Annotated in this window: 13 protein-coding genes; 7 read left to right on the forward strand and 6 right to left on the reverse strand. The window is 70.1% G+C overall.

Going from position 1 to position 18345, the window contains the following annotated elements:
- Positions 1–18: 18 nt before the first annotated feature.
- Both A3IC_RS0101095 and A3IC_RS0101100 read right to left on the reverse strand, forming a co-directional pair.
- Positions 19–867 carry an SAM-dependent methyltransferase gene (locus tag A3IC_RS0101095; RefSeq protein WP_020548211.1) on the reverse strand — a complete coding sequence of 283 codons (849 nt, stop codon included), beginning with the start codon at positions 865–867 and terminating at the stop codon, positions 19–21.
- A gap of 116 nt (positions 868–983) precedes the next feature.
- The gene (locus tag A3IC_RS0101100) at positions 984–1646 is read right to left on the reverse strand and encodes an O-methyltransferase (protein WP_026217743.1); all 663 of its coding nucleotides are present in this window, start codon (positions 1644–1646) and stop codon (positions 984–986) included.
- An 82-nt stretch (positions 1647–1728) separates the two neighbouring features.
- On the opposite strand from A3IC_RS0101100, the gene A3IC_RS0101105 reads away from it, so the two are divergent.
- Positions 1729–2379 carry a TetR/AcrR family transcriptional regulator gene (locus tag A3IC_RS0101105; protein WP_020548213.1) on the forward strand — a complete coding sequence of 217 codons (651 nt, stop codon included), beginning with the start codon at positions 1729–1731 and terminating at the stop codon, positions 2377–2379.
- 120 nt (positions 2380–2499) lie between these two features.
- Here A3IC_RS0101105 and A3IC_RS0101110 read toward each other — a convergent pair whose 3' ends face one another.
- Positions 2500–5202, reverse strand: coding sequence for an immune inhibitor A domain-containing protein (locus A3IC_RS0101110; RefSeq protein WP_020548214.1), 2703 nt, complete (start codon positions 5200–5202; stop codon positions 2500–2502).
- Between the two features lie 603 nt (positions 5203–5805).
- Here A3IC_RS0101110 and A3IC_RS0101115 point away from each other — a divergent pair.
- Both A3IC_RS0101115 and A3IC_RS0101120 read left to right on the forward strand, forming a co-directional pair.
- On the forward strand, positions 5806–6069 hold the full coding sequence (locus tag A3IC_RS0101115) for a hypothetical protein (protein WP_020548215.1): 264 nt from the start codon (positions 5806–5808) through the stop codon (positions 6067–6069).
- A 280-nt stretch (positions 6070–6349) separates the two neighbouring features.
- The gene (locus A3IC_RS0101120; protein WP_158695763.1) at positions 6350–8194 is read left to right on the forward strand and encodes an arabinofuranosyltransferase AftB family protein; all 1845 of its coding nucleotides are present in this window, start codon (positions 6350–6352) and stop codon (positions 8192–8194) included.
- Between the two features lie 86 nt (positions 8195–8280).
- Here A3IC_RS0101120 and katG read toward each other — a convergent pair whose 3' ends face one another.
- Positions 8281–10512 carry a catalase/peroxidase HPI gene (katG, locus tag A3IC_RS0101125; RefSeq protein WP_020548217.1) on the reverse strand — a complete coding sequence of 744 codons (2232 nt, stop codon included), beginning with the start codon at positions 10510–10512 and terminating at the stop codon, positions 8281–8283.
- Positions 10513–11059: 547 nt separating this feature from the next.
- On the opposite strand from katG, the gene A3IC_RS0101135 reads away from it, so the two are divergent.
- The 4 genes from A3IC_RS0101135 to A3IC_RS0101155 all read left to right on the forward strand — a co-directional run bounded on the left by A3IC_RS0101135 (position 11060) and on the right by A3IC_RS0101155 (position 15600).
- Positions 11060–11470: a Fur family transcriptional regulator gene (locus A3IC_RS0101135; protein WP_020548219.1), complete on the forward strand. Its 411-nt coding sequence runs from the start codon at positions 11060–11062 to the stop codon at positions 11468–11470.
- A gap of 344 nt (positions 11471–11814) precedes the next feature.
- Positions 11815–12300 (forward strand): pyridoxamine 5'-phosphate oxidase family protein, encoded by a 486-nt coding sequence (locus A3IC_RS0101140; protein WP_020548220.1) that lies wholly within the window; start codon positions 11815–11817, stop codon positions 12298–12300.
- A 310-nt stretch (positions 12301–12610) separates the two neighbouring features.
- Positions 12611–15010: an ATP-binding cassette domain-containing protein gene (locus tag A3IC_RS0101150; protein WP_020548221.1), complete on the forward strand. Its 2400-nt coding sequence runs from the start codon at positions 12611–12613 to the stop codon at positions 15008–15010.
- 146 nt (positions 15011–15156) lie between these two features.
- Positions 15157–15600 (forward strand): DUF6314 family protein, encoded by a 444-nt coding sequence (locus A3IC_RS0101155; protein ID WP_020548222.1) that lies wholly within the window; start codon positions 15157–15159, stop codon positions 15598–15600.
- A 246-nt stretch (positions 15601–15846) separates the two neighbouring features.
- On the opposite strand, the gene A3IC_RS0101160 is transcribed toward A3IC_RS0101155, so the two are convergent.
- Complete coding sequence (locus A3IC_RS0101160; RefSeq protein ID WP_020548223.1) at positions 15847–17712, reverse strand: asparagine synthase-related protein; 1866 nt, start codon at positions 17710–17712, stop codon at positions 15847–15849.
- A 216-nt stretch (positions 17713–17928) separates the two neighbouring features.
- A complete protein-coding gene (locus A3IC_RS67195; RefSeq protein ID WP_020548224.1) occupies positions 17929–18057 on the reverse strand; it encodes a lasso RiPP family leader peptide-containing protein in 129 nt (42 codons plus the stop codon).
- Positions 18058–18345: the final 288 nt, after the last annotated feature.

The raw sequence follows: 18345 nt of genomic DNA on the forward strand, positions 1-18345 counted from the left end.
GCGGGGTTGTCGGGCGGGTCAGGCGCGTTTGACCGCCACTCCGCCGTACATCGCGATGTCCTGGTCGCGGATGGGTGGGGCGTCGTGGTCGGGGCGCCAGTGGTGGACCAGGGTCACCCCGGGATCGACCAGGTCGTAGCCGTCGAAGAAGGTCAGCGCCTGGGCCCGGTTCCGGATCTGCAGCGGCATGCCGCGGGCGTTGTATTCGCGGCCCACGCCGCCGACCCCCACCGGGTCGGTGTCGCCGGTGAACACGGTCAGCACCAGGAAGCTGCCCGGCGCCAATGCGTCCATGAGCCGGCGTACGAGTCCCCGCGGGTCGTCCCGGTCCAGGACGAAGTGCACGATCGCGACCAGTGACAGGGCCACCGGCTTGCCCAGGTCCAGCACGTCGCGCAGTTGTGGAGCGCCGATGATCGAGTCGACGTCACGCAGGTCGGCATCGACGTAGCAGGTCCGGCCCTGTGCGGTGCTCGACATCAGGGCCCGCGCGTGGGTCAGCACGATCGGGTCGTTGTCGACGTAGGCGACCCGCGTCTCGGGGGCGATGGCCTGCGCGATCTCGTGCACGTTCGGCGAGGTGGGGATGCCGGTGCCGATGTCCAGGAATTGGCGAATGCCGTACTGCTCGGTGAGGTGGCGCACGGCGCGGTTCATGAACGTGCGGGTGGTGCGCATCGAGATCGGCAGGGCCGGCCACGCCTCCACCGACGCCTTGGCGGCGATCCGGTCCGGCTCGAAATTGGTCTTGCCACCGATGAGATAGTCGTAGACCCGGGCCGAATGCGGGACGTCCAGGCGTAAGTCCACCACCGGCTGGTGCTCGTCCTGCGGTTCCCGTCCGATCATCCACTGCTCGTCCGACATCCTTCACCTCTTCCGTCCACCTGGAACATCGACACCAACTGCCATTGTGGCAAGCCGTGTTGTCTATGTCGGCTGTGCCTTTGCCACAACGTACTCTCCGAGCGCACGCGCGTTGCTCACAGGCGGCAGCTGATCTCCATGCCGTCCTCCACCGGGAAGGTCACGTTGTGATAGCCGTTCTCCGGGTCGCGGACGTAGTCGAGGTAGGGCTGCAGATTGCTCAGCTCGACGTCGTCGGCCACGACGAGTGTGCCGGGCCGTAGTTGCGGTTCGAGCAGTCGCAGTACGGGCAGGCACAGGTCCTTCCAGCCGTCCAGCAGCACGAGGTCCGCAGGGCCGTCCAGCTCGCGCAGGGTCTCGCGGGCATCTCCCTCCAGCACGGTGATCACGTCGTCCAGGCCGGTCTCGGCGAAGGTGCGGCGCGCCGCGGCGATCTTGTCCTTGCTGAGTTCGGTGGTGACGACGCGTCCGGCGCCGTTGTCGCGCACGGCTGCGGCCAGGTACAGCGTGGAGATGCCGAAGGACATGCCGAACTCGACGACCGTGGCCGGGCGTACGGCTCGGACCAGGTTGTACAGCAGTGCCCCGCCCCCGGCGGAGATGGGCATGTAGATCTCCGCCGCGGCCTCGGCCTGTTCCCGGGGCGACAACGGCTCGAACCCGCCCGGCAGTTCCGCGTCCATGCGCGCGGCGACGTCGTCGTCCTGTTCGGCCTGCTCGAACATGCGATCCAGAGCCGTTCGGACGCGAGGGTCGGCAAGCGTGTTGGTGTATGTCATGCGACCTAGAGTAGACGCAACGTCTCGTTGTTTCCAGATGCAATAACCTCGACGCGGAAGGCGGGACGACAGGGGAGGCGAGATGACATCCGGGACACAGGGCACCCGGGCGGACGGCACCGACGGATCCGCGCGGCAGCACCACGGCAACCGGCACGGCCGCAGCGAACGGGCCCGACTGGCGGTGCTGGAGGCGGCCGACGACCTGCTCGCCGAAAAGGGATTCACCGGCGTCACGATGGAGGGCATCGCCGCCAGGGCGGGCGTGGCCAAGCAGACCATCTACCGGTGGTGGAGCACCAAGACCGACGTGCTGATGGACGCCTTCCTCCAGGACGCCGTCGAGGACCTGACACCGCTCGACTCCGGCGACCTCGCCCTCGATCTACGGGACTACCTGCGGCGACTGGCCCACTTCCTCGACAGGTCCGACTCCGGAGCCGTCTTCCGCGCGCTGATCGGCCAGGCTCAGCACGATGCGGTGTTCGCCCGGGACTTCCGATCCCGCTGGCTCGACGCACAGCGTGGACGCGACCGCCTGCCGCTCGAACGCGCCATCCACAGCGGCCGGTTGCCCGCCGACCTCGACATCGCGACCGAGACGGACCAACTCCTGGGCCCGCTCTACTACCGCGTCCTGGTGACCGCCGAACCCGTCGACGAAGCCTTCACCGACAGCCTCGTCGAAGCCTTCCTGCGCCGCCACGGGCCGACCCCACCGGCTACCTCCTGAACAACCCTGCTTTCCCGCCGGTCGGGCTCCGGCGCCGGCCGCGGACGTGCGTCGGCCCCCACGACCACAATTCGGTCGTGGAGGCCGACGTCGCACCCATCCGCTCTTTGTTGCGCCTGCCTACTTACGCGCGGGCACGATCCACACGACGGCGCCCTTGTCACCCGAGAGCGGGTGGACCGGGAACGCGATCGCGCCGTACGCCTTGTCCCATCCGGGGTTTCCGGAACCGAGCACCGAGGAGAAGAACGGCTTGCCGTAGTTCGCGTAGTCCGGCGAACCGTCCGTCTTGGTCACCCGGGTCGAGTACGGAGCCCGCGCCGGGACCACGGTCGAGCCGGTGACGTCCTTGGCGGCGAAGCCGGTCGCGTTGGCCTCCGCACCCGGTGCGTAGCCGAACGAGTCGGAGAAGAACCGCACCGGCTCCTGCTTGGCGAAGGTCGCACAGTGGTCGCCCGCCCTGCGGCAGGCCCGGAACCCGGCCGTGTCCTTGAAGCTGAACGCCGCGTTCGCCGACTGCACTCGGGGTTCGAGGTTGGCCGCCGAGTTCGACGGCGCGTCCGGGAACCGGTAGGGGTCCGGGTTCGCGTCGACGAGGAGCAACTCACCCTTGGCACCCCACGACGGGGACGTTTCCAGGTTGTCGAGTACGCCGTTGTTCGGATACGAACTGTCCCGCAGCCACACGAGCAGGCCCGGCGCGTTGTAGGCGAGCTTCTCGCGCTTGCCGTCCTCGCCGAACGTGTAGGTGTACTTCAGGCCCTGGTCGAAGCCGGACATGTTGCGCCACTCGAGCAGGTAGTACTGCTCGCGGCTGAACGTGCCGTCGGTCCGGATCCAGCCGGCGCCCTTGGTGCCCGCGCCGACCGAACCCCCTTGCGGGGTCCAGCCGTTGTCGCCCTGCTCGACATCGTCCGACCACACCGTGGTGGAGCCGTTGGTGAGCGAGAAGTCGTCCGCGACCCAGCCCTTCCACTGCGTCGCCGCGTCCGTGTCCACGCCGAGGCGCAGCTTGACGTTCTGCCCGGCGTACGGCGTCAGGTCCACGTGATCGTGACGCCAGCCGTTGCTCTCGCCGGTCAACCCGGTGCTCTTGTGGAACGCCCGGAGGTTCCCGTTCGGGTCCGGGTAGTCCGGAGGAGTCGATACGAGCTTGCCGGCCTCGTCCCGGACCTGGAGCTGGGTCCACGTGGTGCCACCGTCGGTGGACACCTCGACGAAGCCGAAGTCCCAATCCTCCTCCAGGGCGTAGTCGCTCCACCACTGGAACTTCACGTCCGAGCCGGTCGGAACCGCGATGTCACGGACGATCTTCACGTCCGCCCAGTCCTGGTCGTTGCTCGAATACCACGCCTTCGTGCCGCTGTGTGGCGTGCTGAACCTGATCACCTTGTCCGGGAGGTTCACCCGGACGGCCTGCTTGGTGCCCTTGGGCGTCTTGGCCGCCTGGCCGAGCGTGACCAGTGCGGGCCGGTCGCCCACCTTCAGGACCTCCGGTGTCAGCCAGCCCAGCGTGTACTTGGACCACGCGCTCATGTGCGCGGGCATCGACTGGAACAGCGGACCCGAGTGGGACCCGTTCGCCATCAGATCCCAGAAGTTGACGTCCGACGAACCACCGCTGAAGTTGTCGTACAGGTCCGGCAGCCCGAGGTCGTGGCCGTACTCGTGGGCGAACACGCCCACCCCGGAGTCCTCCGGCTGCACGATGTAGTTCGAGATCTTCTTCTGGGTCCCGGGGACCGTGTACCCGCCCGCCACGGCGCTGGAGTGCGCCCAGATGGCATAGGTGCCCTCGGCGCCGCCGCCGGTGGACTTGTCCTTGCCCGAGTGCACGAGAACCAGGTGGTCCACCACGCCGTCCGGCTCCAGCGTATTGCCGTCGCCGTCCGCGTCGCCGGTGTCCTCCTTGTCGTAGTCGGCCCACGGGAAGTTCGGTTGGCTGCGCGCGAGTTCGTTCACCGCGTCGATGGCCAACGTGGCGGCTCCGCCCGGGTTGTTCGGGTGTCCGCCCATGTCCTGCTCGCGCTTGCCGCAGCGGCCGGCGCCGTACCACGCCTCGGAGTGCGGCACCTTGATCCACGGAGTGGCGGTGCCGGACACGGTGTACTTGCCGCCCGACATCTCCTCGTACATGTTCTTCATCGTGTAGCCGGAGACGTCGATGCCCGGCTTGCCGTCGGGACCGGTCAGGTCCGGCCGCATGCGTTCGGTGATGCCCTGCTTGGTGTAGAGCATCTTGTTGAAGTGTTCCGAGCTGAAGTCCTTGACCCACGGCGTGTTGTTGTCCCGCCCGGTCAGCGCCGGGTCCGGAATGGCGTTGTGCAGTGGGCCGTTCTTGATCGTGCCCGGCGGTTCCAGTACACAGGATGCGTCGGTGACGCTCGCCCGACGGTTGAATCCGGAGAAGTCGTCGTTGGCGTTCTCGTTGAACTCGACGAGAACCGTCAAGAGCTTGGCGTCCTGCTTGGAACCCGCCGCCAAGCCGGTTTTCTCGGCCTTGAGTTGCTCCGGGCTCTTGCCCGTGCGCTGGGCTTCGGCCTCGAGAAGGCGCAGTTGCGATGCCGCGCGAGGATTGCCCTCGCGTTCCTTGCTGCCGCCTCCGGTTTTGGCCTTGCGGGCCTTGTCGGCGGTGGTCTGCTCGGCATCGATGCCGCCGTCGGGACCGGCCTCGGCCTCGACGGGATTGAAGTATTGATCGTTGGGGCCGGGATTCCAGACGGCCCTGGTGGTGTCCACACGCGCGGCTGCTGCGGACGAGGTGACGCCGGGTGCCGCGGTCAGTCCCGTGACCGCGAGGAGCGAGACGGACAGTAGCGTCACCGGGCCACGCAATCGCCGGATGGCTCGCGGCGGAGTTCCGCCGCGTCCGGGTATCGCTCGACTCAAGATGGTCTCCCTTCCGCCCGGAAGATGGTTCCGGACGCGAAGCGACGCCGATCAGGGTGCTGTGGTGCCGTTATGCGCCCACGACGTCGAGCTGTTTCGGCAGAAACCCGACGCCTGTTCCCACCAACCGTCGGGTCACGGCGACCGGTGGGAAATGGGCCGGGTGACCGGACACTAGAGGCGCGAGTGACGACAGAGGCAGGGGAAGTCCGAGGTTCTTTGCGAATTCTTTACTCAACTATCAACGGGGCGTGCCCGACTGGGTGATCGCGCCCGTCTTGATCGGCTAAGGTCCGCCGGACCGAAATCGGCCCACGCCTTACCGTCTCCGCAAGTTCCTTACGAATTACCGGACTTCGGCCTCGGGTGGAGATCCGCGGCATCAACTTTCGTATCCCGTCCAACCATCCTTCGAGACGTCACACCCATCTTTCGTAGGTTCCGTGCGCGTCGGGCAGCCGTCATCCTGGACGGAACCCGGAGCGGTGTACGCGAGTTCGGCGCGCCGTTCCCGGTCCCGCTGCCCACACTCGATCCATGGACATCCTCGAAACACACGGCGCGATCTCGGTTCCGGGACGGGGCGAGGCAGAGGTCACACTCGACCTGTACGACCCGCCCCGCACCGACGACGTACTCCCCCGCGGATGGACCGCGATCATCACGTCCGGCCCCGATCTCACCGTCGGCGAGCGGGGCCTGCTCTTCCTCGACGCCCAGGACCGCCTGACGGCCAATGCCTTCGTCGTCGTCGCGAGCGGCGACCGCGTCACCCGGATCGGCGCCCACGAACCACCGTGAACGCGAACCCCCCCACACGCCTCGAACCCGCCGGGATGTAACGCCCCGGCGGGTTCGACGCGTTCCTAGGGCAAGGCCGCGTCGCGAAGGCATCGCGCTCTCCCGGGACGCCCGGTCGCATCCACAAATACGCACCCGCCGCCGAGCCAGGGGCTCTGCCGGCATGCCGTCACACCCTTCGAAGTACCCGACGTCGGCGGACGAACCGCCATTTCGCCGTGCCCGGAAACGCGGGGTCGCCCTTCCCGTGTCGCCGGCCCGAGATCCATAGGTGATCTTGATGAGCCCAGACCCCGCCGCCACGCCAACGTCCGAGCGAACGTCCGCGTCCGCCGCGAGACCCGAGCGGGACCACACACGCACGGCGGAAGCGGAGGCCGACGCGTCCGCCTCGCCGGCAGGCGGCCCGCGCGCTCGATGGAACCGCTCGCTCGCCCCGGCGGCTGCCGTGCTGATCGGCGTCCTCGGATATCACGCGCGGTGGATATGCGACGACGCGTTGATCTTCACGCGCGCGGTGCGCGAGATCCTGGCCGGCAACGGGCCCGTCTCCAGCCCCGGCGAGCGCGCCGAGGCCTCCACGAGCACGCTGTGGCAGTGGTCGCTCGCACTGTTCGGGTTCGTCCTGCGTCGCAGCGACACCACGACCATCTCCTGGATGCTCGGCCTGTCCCTGACCTGCGCGGCCGTCGTGTTCGCGGTCGACGGCGCACGGCGGCTGCACACCGCGGCCGGCCGAGCCGAGAGCCTGTTGATCCCGTTCGGCATCCTGCTTCCGCTCGCCCTGCGGCCGATGTGGGAGTACGCGACATCCGGCCTGGAGACCGGCCTCAACATGTGCTGGACGGCCGGCTCGTGGTGGTTGCTGGTCCGGCTGCGCAGGGCCCGGTCGCGCCGCGCCGTGCTCGCCGCGGCGGCCATCGTGGGGCTCGGCCCGCTGGTACGTCCCGAGGCGGCGGCTGTCAGCGCGGTGTTCCTGGTCGCCCTGTGGCTCGTGGTGCGTCCCACGGTGCGCGGGACGCTCGTGGTCGCGGGCGTCGCGGCGGCTGTGCCGGTGGCGTATCAGATCTTCCGGATGGGCTACTACGGCATCGTGTTTCCGATGCCGGCGCTCACCAAGGGCGCCGACGGGTCGCTGTGGGACCGGGGTTGGGCGTACGTCACCGACTTCGCCGAACCGTACCGGCTGTGGTGGCCGCTGATCGTGCTCGTGCTCGGCGCCGGATACGCGCTGCGCGGGCGGCGCGGGCGGCGCGAGGACACGGTGCTCGTACTGGCTCCCGTACTCGCCGCCACGATCCTGTTCGGCTATGTGGTCAAGGTCGGCGGCGACTACATGCATGCGCGCATGCTCGTGCCGATCCTGTTCCTGTTCCTTGTGCCGGTCGCGGTGGTGCCGCTGACCCGGGCCTTGGTGCTACCGGCCGTGGCGCTGGTCGTGTGGTCGGTGGTGTGCGGGATCTTCCTGCGCTACAGCCCCGTCACCGGTTCGACGGTCGGCGACGAACGCGCCTACTACGTGCGCTTCACCGGCTCGTCGCATCCCACCTCGGCCCGCGACTTCCTGCGCACGCATCCGCTGACCAGGGCCGCCGTGGAGGCCGAAGTCGCCTCCGGTCGACGGTCGTTGATCTACTACGGCCCGCGTCTGGAGGGTGACATCATCACGGTGCCGCTGCGCAAGGACATCCCGGCGCGAGTCGCGGTGATCGGCGTCTACCTGGGCACTGCGGGAGCGCTGTCGCCCGCGGACGTGCGGCTGGTGGACTACTGGGGGCTGGTCGATCCGATCGGGGCGCGGTTCGAGCTTCCGGTGACCAAGCCGGGGCATTCGAAACCGCTGAGCAACGCGTGGCTCCTGGCCGCCTACGCGGATCCGGCCGCGCCGGTGAATGCGTCCGGCAACTTCGCCCGGCCGGAGCCGGTCACCCCCGAACAGGTCACGGCCGCCCGACACGCGCTGGGGTGCGGTGATCTCGTCGAACTGGGCGCGTCCACCCGGGCGCCCATGTCGGTGGGCCGCTTCCTGGACAACATGAAGGGTTCCTGGCGCCGCACCCACATCACCATTCCGGCCGATCCCTTCGAGGCCGAGCGCAAGTTCTGCGGACGCAACACCCCCTGACCCGAACCGGACCCAGGACGCCTGCCGAACCGGGTGGGGCCGGCGGCGTCCGGGTCGGCCCGTGCGGGCCGACCCGGACGTCGGACTCAGGCCAGGTCGAACCGGTCCAGGTTCATCACCTTGTCCCACGCGGCGACGAAGTCGTGCACGAACTTCTCCTTCGCGTCGTCGCTCGCGTAGACCTCGGCGAGCGCGCGCAGCTCGGAGTTCGACCCGAAGACGAGGTCGACCCGGCTGCCGGTCCACTTGACCTCGCCGGTGGCGGCGTCGCGGCCCTCGAACGTGCTCGCGTCCTCGGAGGTCGCCTTCCACGTCGTGCCCAGGTCGAGCAGGTTGACGAAGAAGTCGTTGGTCAGGACGCCGGGGGTCGCGGTGAAGGCACCGAGCGGGGACTGCTGGTAATTCGCGCCCAGGACCCGCAGGCCGCCGACGAGGGCGGTCGTCTCCGGGGCGCTCAGGGTCAGCAGGTTCGCCCGGTCGATCAGCAGATACTCGGCCGGCAGCCGGTTGCCCTTCCCGAGGTGGTTGCGGAAGCCGTCGGCGGCCGGTTCGAGCGCGCTGAACGACTCCACGTCGGTCTGGTCCTGCACGGCGTCCACGCGGCCGGCCGTGAACGGGACCTCGACGTCGAAGCCGGCGTCCTTGGCGGCCCGCTCGACCGCGGCGGCACCGGCCAGCACGATCAGGTCGGCCAGCGAGATCCGCTTGCCGTCGGTGCGGTCGGCGTTGAACGCCTCCTGGATCCCCTCCAGGACGCCCAGCACCGCGGCCAGCTCGTCGGGCTCGTTGACCTCCCACCCGATCTGCGGCTGCAGGCGGATGCGCGCGCCGTTGGCGCCACCGCGCTTGTCGCTGCCCCGGAAGGACGAGGCCGACGCCCACGCGGTGGACACGAGCCGGGAGACCGACAGGCCCGAGTCGAGGATCCGGCTCTTGAGTGCGGCGACGTCCGCGCCGTCGACGAGCTCGTGCGTCACCGCCGGCAGCGGGTCCTGCCACAGCAGCGTCTCGGTGGGAACCTCCGGACCCAGGTAGCGCACGACCGGGCCCATGTCGCGGTGGGTCAGCTTGAACCACGCGCGGGCGAAGGCGTCCGCGAACTCGTTCGGGTTGTCCAGGAAGCGCCGCGAGATCTGCTCGTAGGCCGGGTCGAGCCGGAGCGAGAGGTCGGTCGTCAGCATCGTCGGCGCGTGCGTCTTCGACGGGTCGTGCGCGTCGGGCACGGTGCCCGCGCCGCCGCCGTCCTTCGGCCGCCACTGGTGCGCGCCGGCCGGGCTCTGGAACAGCTCCCACTCGTGGCCGAACAAGATCTCGAAGAAGCTGTTGTCCCAGGTCACCGGAGTGTTGGTCCAGATGCCCTCGAGACCACTGGTGATCGCGTCGCCACCCTTGCCGGTGCCGAAGGAGTTCTTCCAGCCCAGGCCCTGCTGTTCGAGCGGCGAAGCCTCGGGGTCGGGGCCGACGCTGTCCGCCGGACCCGCGCCGTGGGTCTTGCCGAAGGTGTGGCCACCCGCGATCAGGGCGACCGTCTCCTCGTCGTTCATCGCCATCCGGCGGAACGTCTCACGGATGTCGCGCGCCGCGGCCAGCGGGTCCGGGTTGCCGTTCGGGCCCTCGGGGTTGACGTAGATCAGGCCCATCTGGACCGCGCCGAACGGGTTCTCCAGATCCCGGTCGCCGGTGTAGCGCTCGTCGCCGAGCCACGTGGTCTCCGGGCCCCAGTACACGTCCTCGTCGGGCTCCCACACATCCGCCCGACCGCCGCCGAAGCCGAAGGTCTCGAAGCCCATCGACTCCAGGGCGACGTTGCCGGTGAGGATCAGCAGGTCGGCCCAGGACAGGCTGCGGCCGTACTTCTTCTTGACCGGCCACAGCAGCCGGCGGGCCTTGTCGAGGCTCGCGTTGTCCGGCCAGCTGTTGAGGGGGGCGAAGCGCTGCTGGCCGGCGCCGGCGCCGCCGCGGCCGTCGCTGATCCGGTAGGTGCCGGCGCTGTGCCACGCCATTCGGATCATCAGTGGGCCGTAGTTGCCGAAGTCGGCCGGCCACCAGTCCTGCGAGGTGGTCAGCACCTCGGCGATGTCCCGCTTCACGGCGGGGAGGTCGAGGGTGTTGAACGCCTCGGCGTAGTCGAAGTCCTCACCGAAGGGGTTCGCCACGGCCGGGTTCTTGGCAAGGATCTTCAGGTTGAGCCGCTCCGGCCACCACTGGCGGTTGCCGCCGCCCTGGGTTGGGTGCGGGGCTCGTCCGTGGGCGACCGGGCAGCCGCCCTCGCCCTCGGACTTCGCGTCTACGACGATTGCGTCATGGTTCTCAGACATGGGGAATTCCTTCCGGACCAGGCAAATCACAGTGCTCGGAACTGCGGGTCACGGTGCTGGGGAACTGCGGGCGGTGCAGCGGTGGGGCGCCGACCCCGGTCGGCGGCGACACGGCGTCCCCGGTCGAACCGGGCCGGGGCGCCGGCCGGTTCGAGACGGTGTGCGGGTCGCGCCGTCGGGAGCGGGTGGAGGGTCTCGCGTGCGGCTCGTCCAGGGGAAACGTGATCATGTTCGTCCCATACCCATAGCACGCCGGGGAGGCGATCGCCTCGACACCGAGGTGGTCACCGTCCGGAACGCTCCGGAACAGCGCGACGCGGGTGGCCGTCATCCGCAGGCCGGTACCGCGCGGCTTCTCGACGGTGGTGCCGTCACGTCTGCGTCTCCTGCCGTAGTGGAGTCTTCGCTGCCCCTTGGCTGCCGCCGGAACCGATCCTACGATGGACAGAGTCCAAGTCAAGATGCTCGCCAATCCCGTACCCAACCGGAACCCGAACGTCCACCGGTAAACTTCGGCGCCCCACCGAGCCTGAATAGGTGAACCGACATGAGCGACCTGTTGGAGCGGCTGCGAGAACGCGGTTGGCGGATGACCTCCCAGCGGCGTGTCGTTGCGGAGGTCCTCGACGGCGACCACGTACATCTGACGGCCGACGAGGTACACGCCCGCGCGGCGCAGCGGCTGCCCGAGATCTCCCGGGCGACCGTCTACAACGCCCTGGGCGAGTTGGTCTCGCTCGGCGAGGTCAAGGAGGTCTCCACCGACGGCCGCGCCAAGCGCTACGACCCCAACGCCCACCGGCCGCATCAGCACCTGGTGTGTTCCGCCTGCGGAACCGTGCGCGACGTGCACCCGACCGGCAACCCGCTGGCCGACCTCCCGCCGGACCAGCGCTTCGGCTTCACCATCTCCGAGGCCGAGGTCACCTACCGCGGCCTGTGCCCGTCCTGCGTGTAGCCACCCCGGGACGACAGGGCCGGCCCGTGCCATGCCCGTCCCCGGCGCGCGCGGGACGGCGATCGACCCGGCTGTGACCGGCGCACTTTTCCGGACGAGGATGGTGCCTCAAAACGTCGGTGCCACGAAGTCCTCGATCGTGAGCCGGTGTGGGAAGGTGTCGAGCGGCTCCGGCGACTGGTCGAAGGTGACGCGGTCGAAGTTGTGGAAGCCGGCGAGCGCGGCACGATCACCGTGGGCGAGTGGACGGCGATTCGGCCGCGGGTGTCGAGAACGTGGCGGCGTCTCCGTCCCGGGGACACAGCGGCCACGAGCGGCCGCGCGACAGTGGAGGACGACGAGTCATGGACCCCGAGCAGATCGCACAGGAGCTGGCCGACGCCCACGAGCTGTTGAGCCAGGCGTCAATGGCGCGGCTGGCATACAACGGACCCGACGGGCGGCCACGCGTCATCCCGATCGGGATCTTCTGGACCGGCGACGAGATCGTCATGTCCACCGCGGCCACGGCGCCCAAGGTAAGGGCGCTGTCCGCCCGCCCCGAGGTCGCCCTGACCATCGACGCCGGCGACAGCCCCGGCTCGGCCAAGACACTGTCGGTGCGCGGCGTCGTGCACCTCACCATCGTCGACGGGGTGGTTCCGGAGTACCTCGCGGCCGCGCGGAAGAACTTCGACGCCGAGTACGCGGCCGAGTTCGAGCGGAACTGCCGGGCCATGTACGACCGGATGGCGCGTATCGCGGTCGAGCCGCAGTGGGCGCGGTTCTACGACTTCGGTGCCGGCCGAGTGCCGCGGTTCCTCGCCGAACTCGCCAAGAAGTCGAGCTGACCGCGTCGCCACGCAGACTTCGAGCGCGTGAACCCCCGGTGCGGCTCGCTCGCCGGGCGGCATCGTGCTCACGGGACACCGATCAGGAATCGAGAAGCGTGGCCGTCGGGTCGCGGCCGGCGCGGCGGTCGTGAACGGCGCCGCCGGTGACCACTGCCTCGACGGACGGCCCGCCCACCCCGGACCGCCTCCTCCGGCGTAGGCGCGTGAGGGCATCGGATGTAGCGTTCGAAGCCGATCGGATCGAGCCGGGCGACATCGGCGAAGGCCGCGAAGGCGGCCTCGCCCGAGGGACGGAGACACGACAGGCATGGCCAAGAGGACGGACTCGCAGTCGCCCGCGCCGCACGTTGCCGACCGCCACGATGTGATCCGGGTGCACCGCGCACGGGTGAACAACCTCAAGGACGTCAGCGTCGAGATCCCCAAGCGTCGGCTGACGGTGTTCACCGGCGTCTCCGGCTCGGGCAAGAGCTCCCTGGTGTTCGGCACTATCGCCGCGGAGTCCCAGCGGCTGATCAACGAGACGTACAGCGCCTTCGTGCAGGGCTTCATGCCGACGTCGGCGCGGCCGGAGGTCGACGTCCTCGAAGGGCTGACCACCGCGATCCTGGTCGACCAACAGCGCATGGGCGCTGATCCGCGCTCCACGGTCGGCACCGCAACCGACGCCAACGCGATGTTGCGCATCCTGTTCAGCCGCCTCGGCAGGCCGCACATCGGTCCGCCCGGCGCCTACGCCTTCAACGTGCCCTCGGTCCGCGCGAGTGGTGCCATCACCGTCGAGCGCGGCGCCAAGAAGGCGGTGAAGGCGACCTTCAACCGCACCGGCGGCATGTGTCCGCACTGCGAGGGCCGGGGCACGGTCTCCGACATCGACCTCACCCAGCTCTACGACGACTCCAAGTCGCTCAACGAGGGCGCGATCACGGTCCCCGGCTACAGCATGGACGGCTGGTACGGCCGCATCTTCGGCGGCTGCGGCTTCTTCGACCCGGACAAGCCCATCCGAAAGTTCACCGGGAAGGAGCTGAACGACCTCCTGCACAAGGAGCCGACCAAGATCAAGGTCGACGGCATCAACCTGACGTACGAGGGTCTGATCCCGAAGATCCGCAAGTCGATGCTGGCCAAGGACGTCGACGCGCTGCAGCCGCACATCCGCGCGTTCGTGGAGCGGGCGATGACGTTCACCACCTGCCCCGAGTGCGACGGCACCCGGCTGAGCGAGGGGGCGCGGTCCTCGAAGATCGAGCGGATCAGCATCGCCGACGCGTGCGCGATGCAGATCAGCGACCTGGCCGCGTGGATCCGCGACCTCGACGAGCCGTCGGTGGCGCCGCTGCTCGCCGGCCTGCGGCAGAGCCTCGACTCGTTCGTGGAGATCGGGCTGGGCTACCTTTCGCTGGACCGGCCCGCGGGCACCCTGTCGGGCGGCGAGGCGCAGCGCGTCAAGATGATCCGCCACCTCGGCTCGTCGCTCACCGACACCACCTACGTCTTCGACGAGCCCACCATCGGGCTGCATCCGCATGACATCCAGCGCATGAACAGCCTGCTGCTGCGACTGCGCGACAAGGGCAACACGGTGCTCGTCGTGGAGCACAAGCCGGAGACCATCGCGATCGCCGACCATGTGATCGACCTCGGCCCCGGCGCCGGGACGGCGGGCGGCACCATCTGCTTCGAGGGCACCGTCGAGGAACTACGGACGGGCGGCACCGTCACCGGCCGCCATTTCGACGATCGGGCCGTCCTCAAGGAGAAGGTACGCACACCCGCCGGCGCGCTGGAGATCCGCGGCGCCACCACGCACAACCTGCGCGACGTGGACGTGGACGTCCCACTCGGGGTACTGGTCGTCGTCACCGGCGTCGCCGGCTCCGGCAAGAGTTCGCTCGTGAACGGGTCGCTGGTCAAGGACTCGGAGTCCGCCGCGAGCGCGGGCGTGGTGTCGGTCGACCAGAGCGCGATCCGCGGGTCGCGGCGCAGCAACCCGGCGACGTACACCGGACTGCTCGACCCGATCCGCAAGGCGTTCGCGAAGGCCAACGGGGTGAAGCCGGCGCTGTTCAGCGCCAACTCCGAGGGGGCCTGTCCCACCTGCAACGGCGTCGGCGTCGTCTATACCGACCTGGCGATGATGGCCGGCGTCGCGAGCGTGTGCGAGGAGTGCGAGGGGAAGCGGTTCGACGCGTCGGTGCTGGAGTACCACCTCGGCGGTCGCGACATCAGCGAGGTGCTCGCGATGTCGGTGAGCGAGGCCGAGGAGTTCTTCGGCTCCGGCGAGGCGCGCACACCGGCCGCGCACACCGTCCTCGGCCGGCTCGCCGATGTCGGGCTGGGCTACCTCAGCCTCGGGCAACCGCTCACCACACTGTCCGGCGGCGAGCGGCAGCGGCTCAAGCTGGCCACGCACATGGGCGGGAAGGGCGGCGTGTACGTCCTCGACGAGCCGACCACCGGGCTGCATCTCGCCGACGTCGAGCAGTTGCTCGGCCTGCTCGACCGGCTCGTCGACTCCGGCAAGTCGGTCATCGTCATCGAGCACCACCAGGCGGTCATGGCGCACGCCGACTGGATCATCGACCTCGGCCCGGGCGCCGGTCACGACGGCGGCCGGATCGTCTTCGAGGGCACGCCCGCCGATCTCGTCGCCGACCGCTCCACGCTCACCGGCGAGCACTTGGCGGCCTACGTCGGCACCTGACGGTCGGCGTCGGTCGGGTCCGGCCCCGAGACGATCGTCTCGGGGCCGGACCCGGCGGTCGGCGCCCGGCCGTGGAGTGGAGTCGAGCACCGGACCGGTCGGCAGGACCGCGGAGAGGTACCCGCGCGGCAGGGGATCATGGGCGCATGCGTTCCGTTTCCGTTCCCGACACCGCCGCCTACCTCGCCGGGCAGTGGTCCGTCGACCGCGCCGTGGTCGACGAGCGCTCCAGCGCGCGGGGAACCTTCATCGGTACCGCGGTCTTCCGGCGAATCGGCGACGAGCTGCTCGAAGTGGAGTCCGGCGAGTTCGTCTGGGCCGGCATCGCCAACCGGGCGAGCCGCACCCACCGGCTGGTTCCGCGAGGCGACGGCACTGCCGACGTGCTCTTCGCCGACGGCAGGCCCTTCCACCATCTCGACCTGCGCACCGGCCACTGGAGCACCACGCACCCCTGCGCCGCCGACCGCTACGACGGGGAGTTCACCGTCGTGTCGCCCGACGAGTGGCATCTGCGGTGGTGGGTGGAAGGGCCGGCGAAGACTCAGCTGCTGACGTCCGTCTACCGACGCATCCACGCCACGCCCTGAGCGACCCCCGCCCGGCACGGCCGGCCCTCGTGCCCGTCCGCCGTCGACGACGGACCGTGTGGCTACTCGGTACGCGAGAACCGACGCGTGGCCACCGCCAACGCCACCAGCGCCGCCGCCGCGAGGAAGGCCACCTCCAGCAGGACTGCCGGTACCGGCCCCTTCGTTGGTCGAGCAGCACGAGCCCGTCCGGTACCTCCGTGGCGGTGACGTCGGGGGCCGGGGTGATGGGCATCGGAAATCCTCCTATCGACGGGCGAGTTGCGACTCGGACGCTTCGACGGAACGCAGCCATCCCTCGCAGGCCAGGGTGTTCTCGAACGGAGCCGGTGGCGCGGTGTCCGGACTCGGTCCCAGCAGCGCGGCGCGCAGTGCGTCCGCGTCGACCAGTCCGAGTCGGGCCAGCCGCAGGTCGTCGCACAGTTCCGCGAGTCGGTGCCGGTTGTGTTCCACGCCCGCGTGGAACTCGGCGCTGAAGTCGCCCTTGCTGCGCCGCGCCAGGAGTTCGTCGGGTACCAGTCCGCGCAGGGCGGTGGTGAGGACCGGTTTGAAGCCGCCGCGCACCATGCGGTCCTCCAGTCGAACCGACAGGGCGGCCTCGACGACCCGATCGTCCAGGTAGGGCGCGGCCAGATCGATGCCGTACCGGGACAGGTTCCATCCCATCTCGCGGATCGCGGCCCCGCCGTGGAGGACACCCTCCAGGATCCGGTGGCCGGCCCGATCGGGGTGCAGCGGCCGCGGGTCGTGCGCCGCCGCGTCGAACAGCAGGCGGCGCACGGATGCGACGGCGCTCGGGGACACCCAGGCGGGCAGCCGCGGATCGGGCGCCCAGCCCATGAAGACCTGCGAGGGTGGCGGCGCGGCTGCGGTGATCCGCCGTGCGCCGGCGCGCAGGGCGTCGGCGAAGGAGGCGTTGTCGGTCAGGCCGCCGAGGGTGGGGAGCAGGTCCCAGCGGTTGAGCGCGCGGCAGCGGAGCAGCACCGGCAGACCCGTCAGGGGGCGCCTACGCGCAAGCGTGCGGAGGTGGGTGGGGGTGACGGAGAACAGTTCGTCGCCGCCGACGCCCATCAGGTGCACCGTGGCACCGCGGGCTGCGGAGTCCCGTGCGACGTACTCCATCCGGGCCAGGTTCCGGCTCCACGGAAGCGGACCCTGCGAGCCACGCGGATCGTCCGGGCGCCCGGCGCCGGCGCAGGCGCCGATGTGCTCGTTGTCGCCGTCGTACGTGCCGGCGTCCAGCCGGCCGGGGCCGTCGGCCGGCCCGCTGGAGCAGTGCAGTGCGGTGGGCAATAAGGCAGCCGCGCGTTCGGCCCACAGCGTGTCGTCGTTGGCGGGATCGAGGGGCTTCCAGTGGTGGGTGAGCAGTCTGCCCTCCTCGGCCGCGGCGACGAAGCACAGGCCGGTGGAGTCCAGTCCGCCGGACAGGTCGGCGCTGACCGTACGACCGCCCGCGGTCCGCACGGCGACGGCGTCGCGGATCGCGGCGCGTACGGAGTCGGCCGCCTGCGGCAACGGGACTTCGGCCGCCGGCGCCTGCCACCAGGGCACGGTGCGAGGCGCGCCTTCGGTGTCGATTTCCAACCAGCAACCCGCGTCGAGTTGATCGACGCCGGTCCACACCGAGCGGGTACACAGGGGCCAGGGCGCCCCGGGGGCCAACAGGCGTAGTGCCAGGGCCTCTTCGTCCAGGTGCGCCCCGACGAGATCGGCCAGCCGACGCGGCCGGTCCGCCGCCACGGTGACTCCCGCGACCCGGGCGTGGAAGATCTGTCGGGTGCCGGCCAGGGCGCCCTGTGCGCGGACGCGGCCGTCGATCGAGGCGAGCAGGTGGACGCTGCCCGGGAGGGTGCGGGCCAGTTCGTCCAGGTCGTGCAGGGACCGGGCGTGGGCCAGGATGCGGGTCGCGGCGGCGACGTCGAGCCGGGTGTGCCCGAACAGCACGAGGCGTCGGGTGCCGGCGACAACCGTGGTGACGTCCTCGTCCGACCAGTGCCCCACGAGCCACGGTCGGCCCGAGGCGTGCGCGACGCACCGCCACGGTGGTGGTCCGGCGTTCGGGACGGCGATCGGGGCCGACACCGAGGCGTCCGGAAGGATCAGAAAATCCATGGCCTTCTCCCAGGCGTGGTGATCCGGGCGGGCCGGCCCGGGTGCGGGGTCCGGGTGCCGGGTCCGGGTGCGGGGTCCGGGTGCGGGGTCCGGGTGCGGGGTCCGGGTGCGGTGGTCCCGGCGCGCTGTCCGCAGGGCGTACGGCGCCGGCTGGTGCGGAGGCGCACACGCAGCGCCTCCGCACCCGTTCCCCCGGCGACTTGCCGACAGCGAGGGTCAGCAGGCGAGCGGCGTCAGGCCGCCGAAGACGTCCTGCGGGCACCCCCACCAGAGGCCGAGGGTCAGTTCGGTGAAGTCGCCGACCTCGACCAGCGTCGGAGGCCCGTAGCTGTCGTCGTACGTCATGATATTCTCCATCCCTTGCTGATCGCGGATGTCGCAAAAGGGAAGATGTCGACCGAATCGACATCCCTCCTGGTCCGGACCCCCGTCACGCTAGGCCGCCCCCGGTCCCGGGCACCTGGGCTCCCGGTCCCGGTCGGGTCCCGCCCCGACCCGGGACACCCGACCACGGTGAGGGCCGGCGGATCGGAACCCGAACAGGCGTGCGGTCACGTCCTTTTGCGACCCGACGCACGCCGGCGGGGTTTGTCGGCCACAGGCGCCGTGCGGGCGCGGTGCTCTGCGCGGACG

The organism is Embleya scabrispora DSM 41855 (assembly GCF_000372745.1).
GTDB lineage: Bacteria > Actinomycetota > Actinomycetes > Streptomycetales > Streptomycetaceae > Embleya > Embleya scabrispora.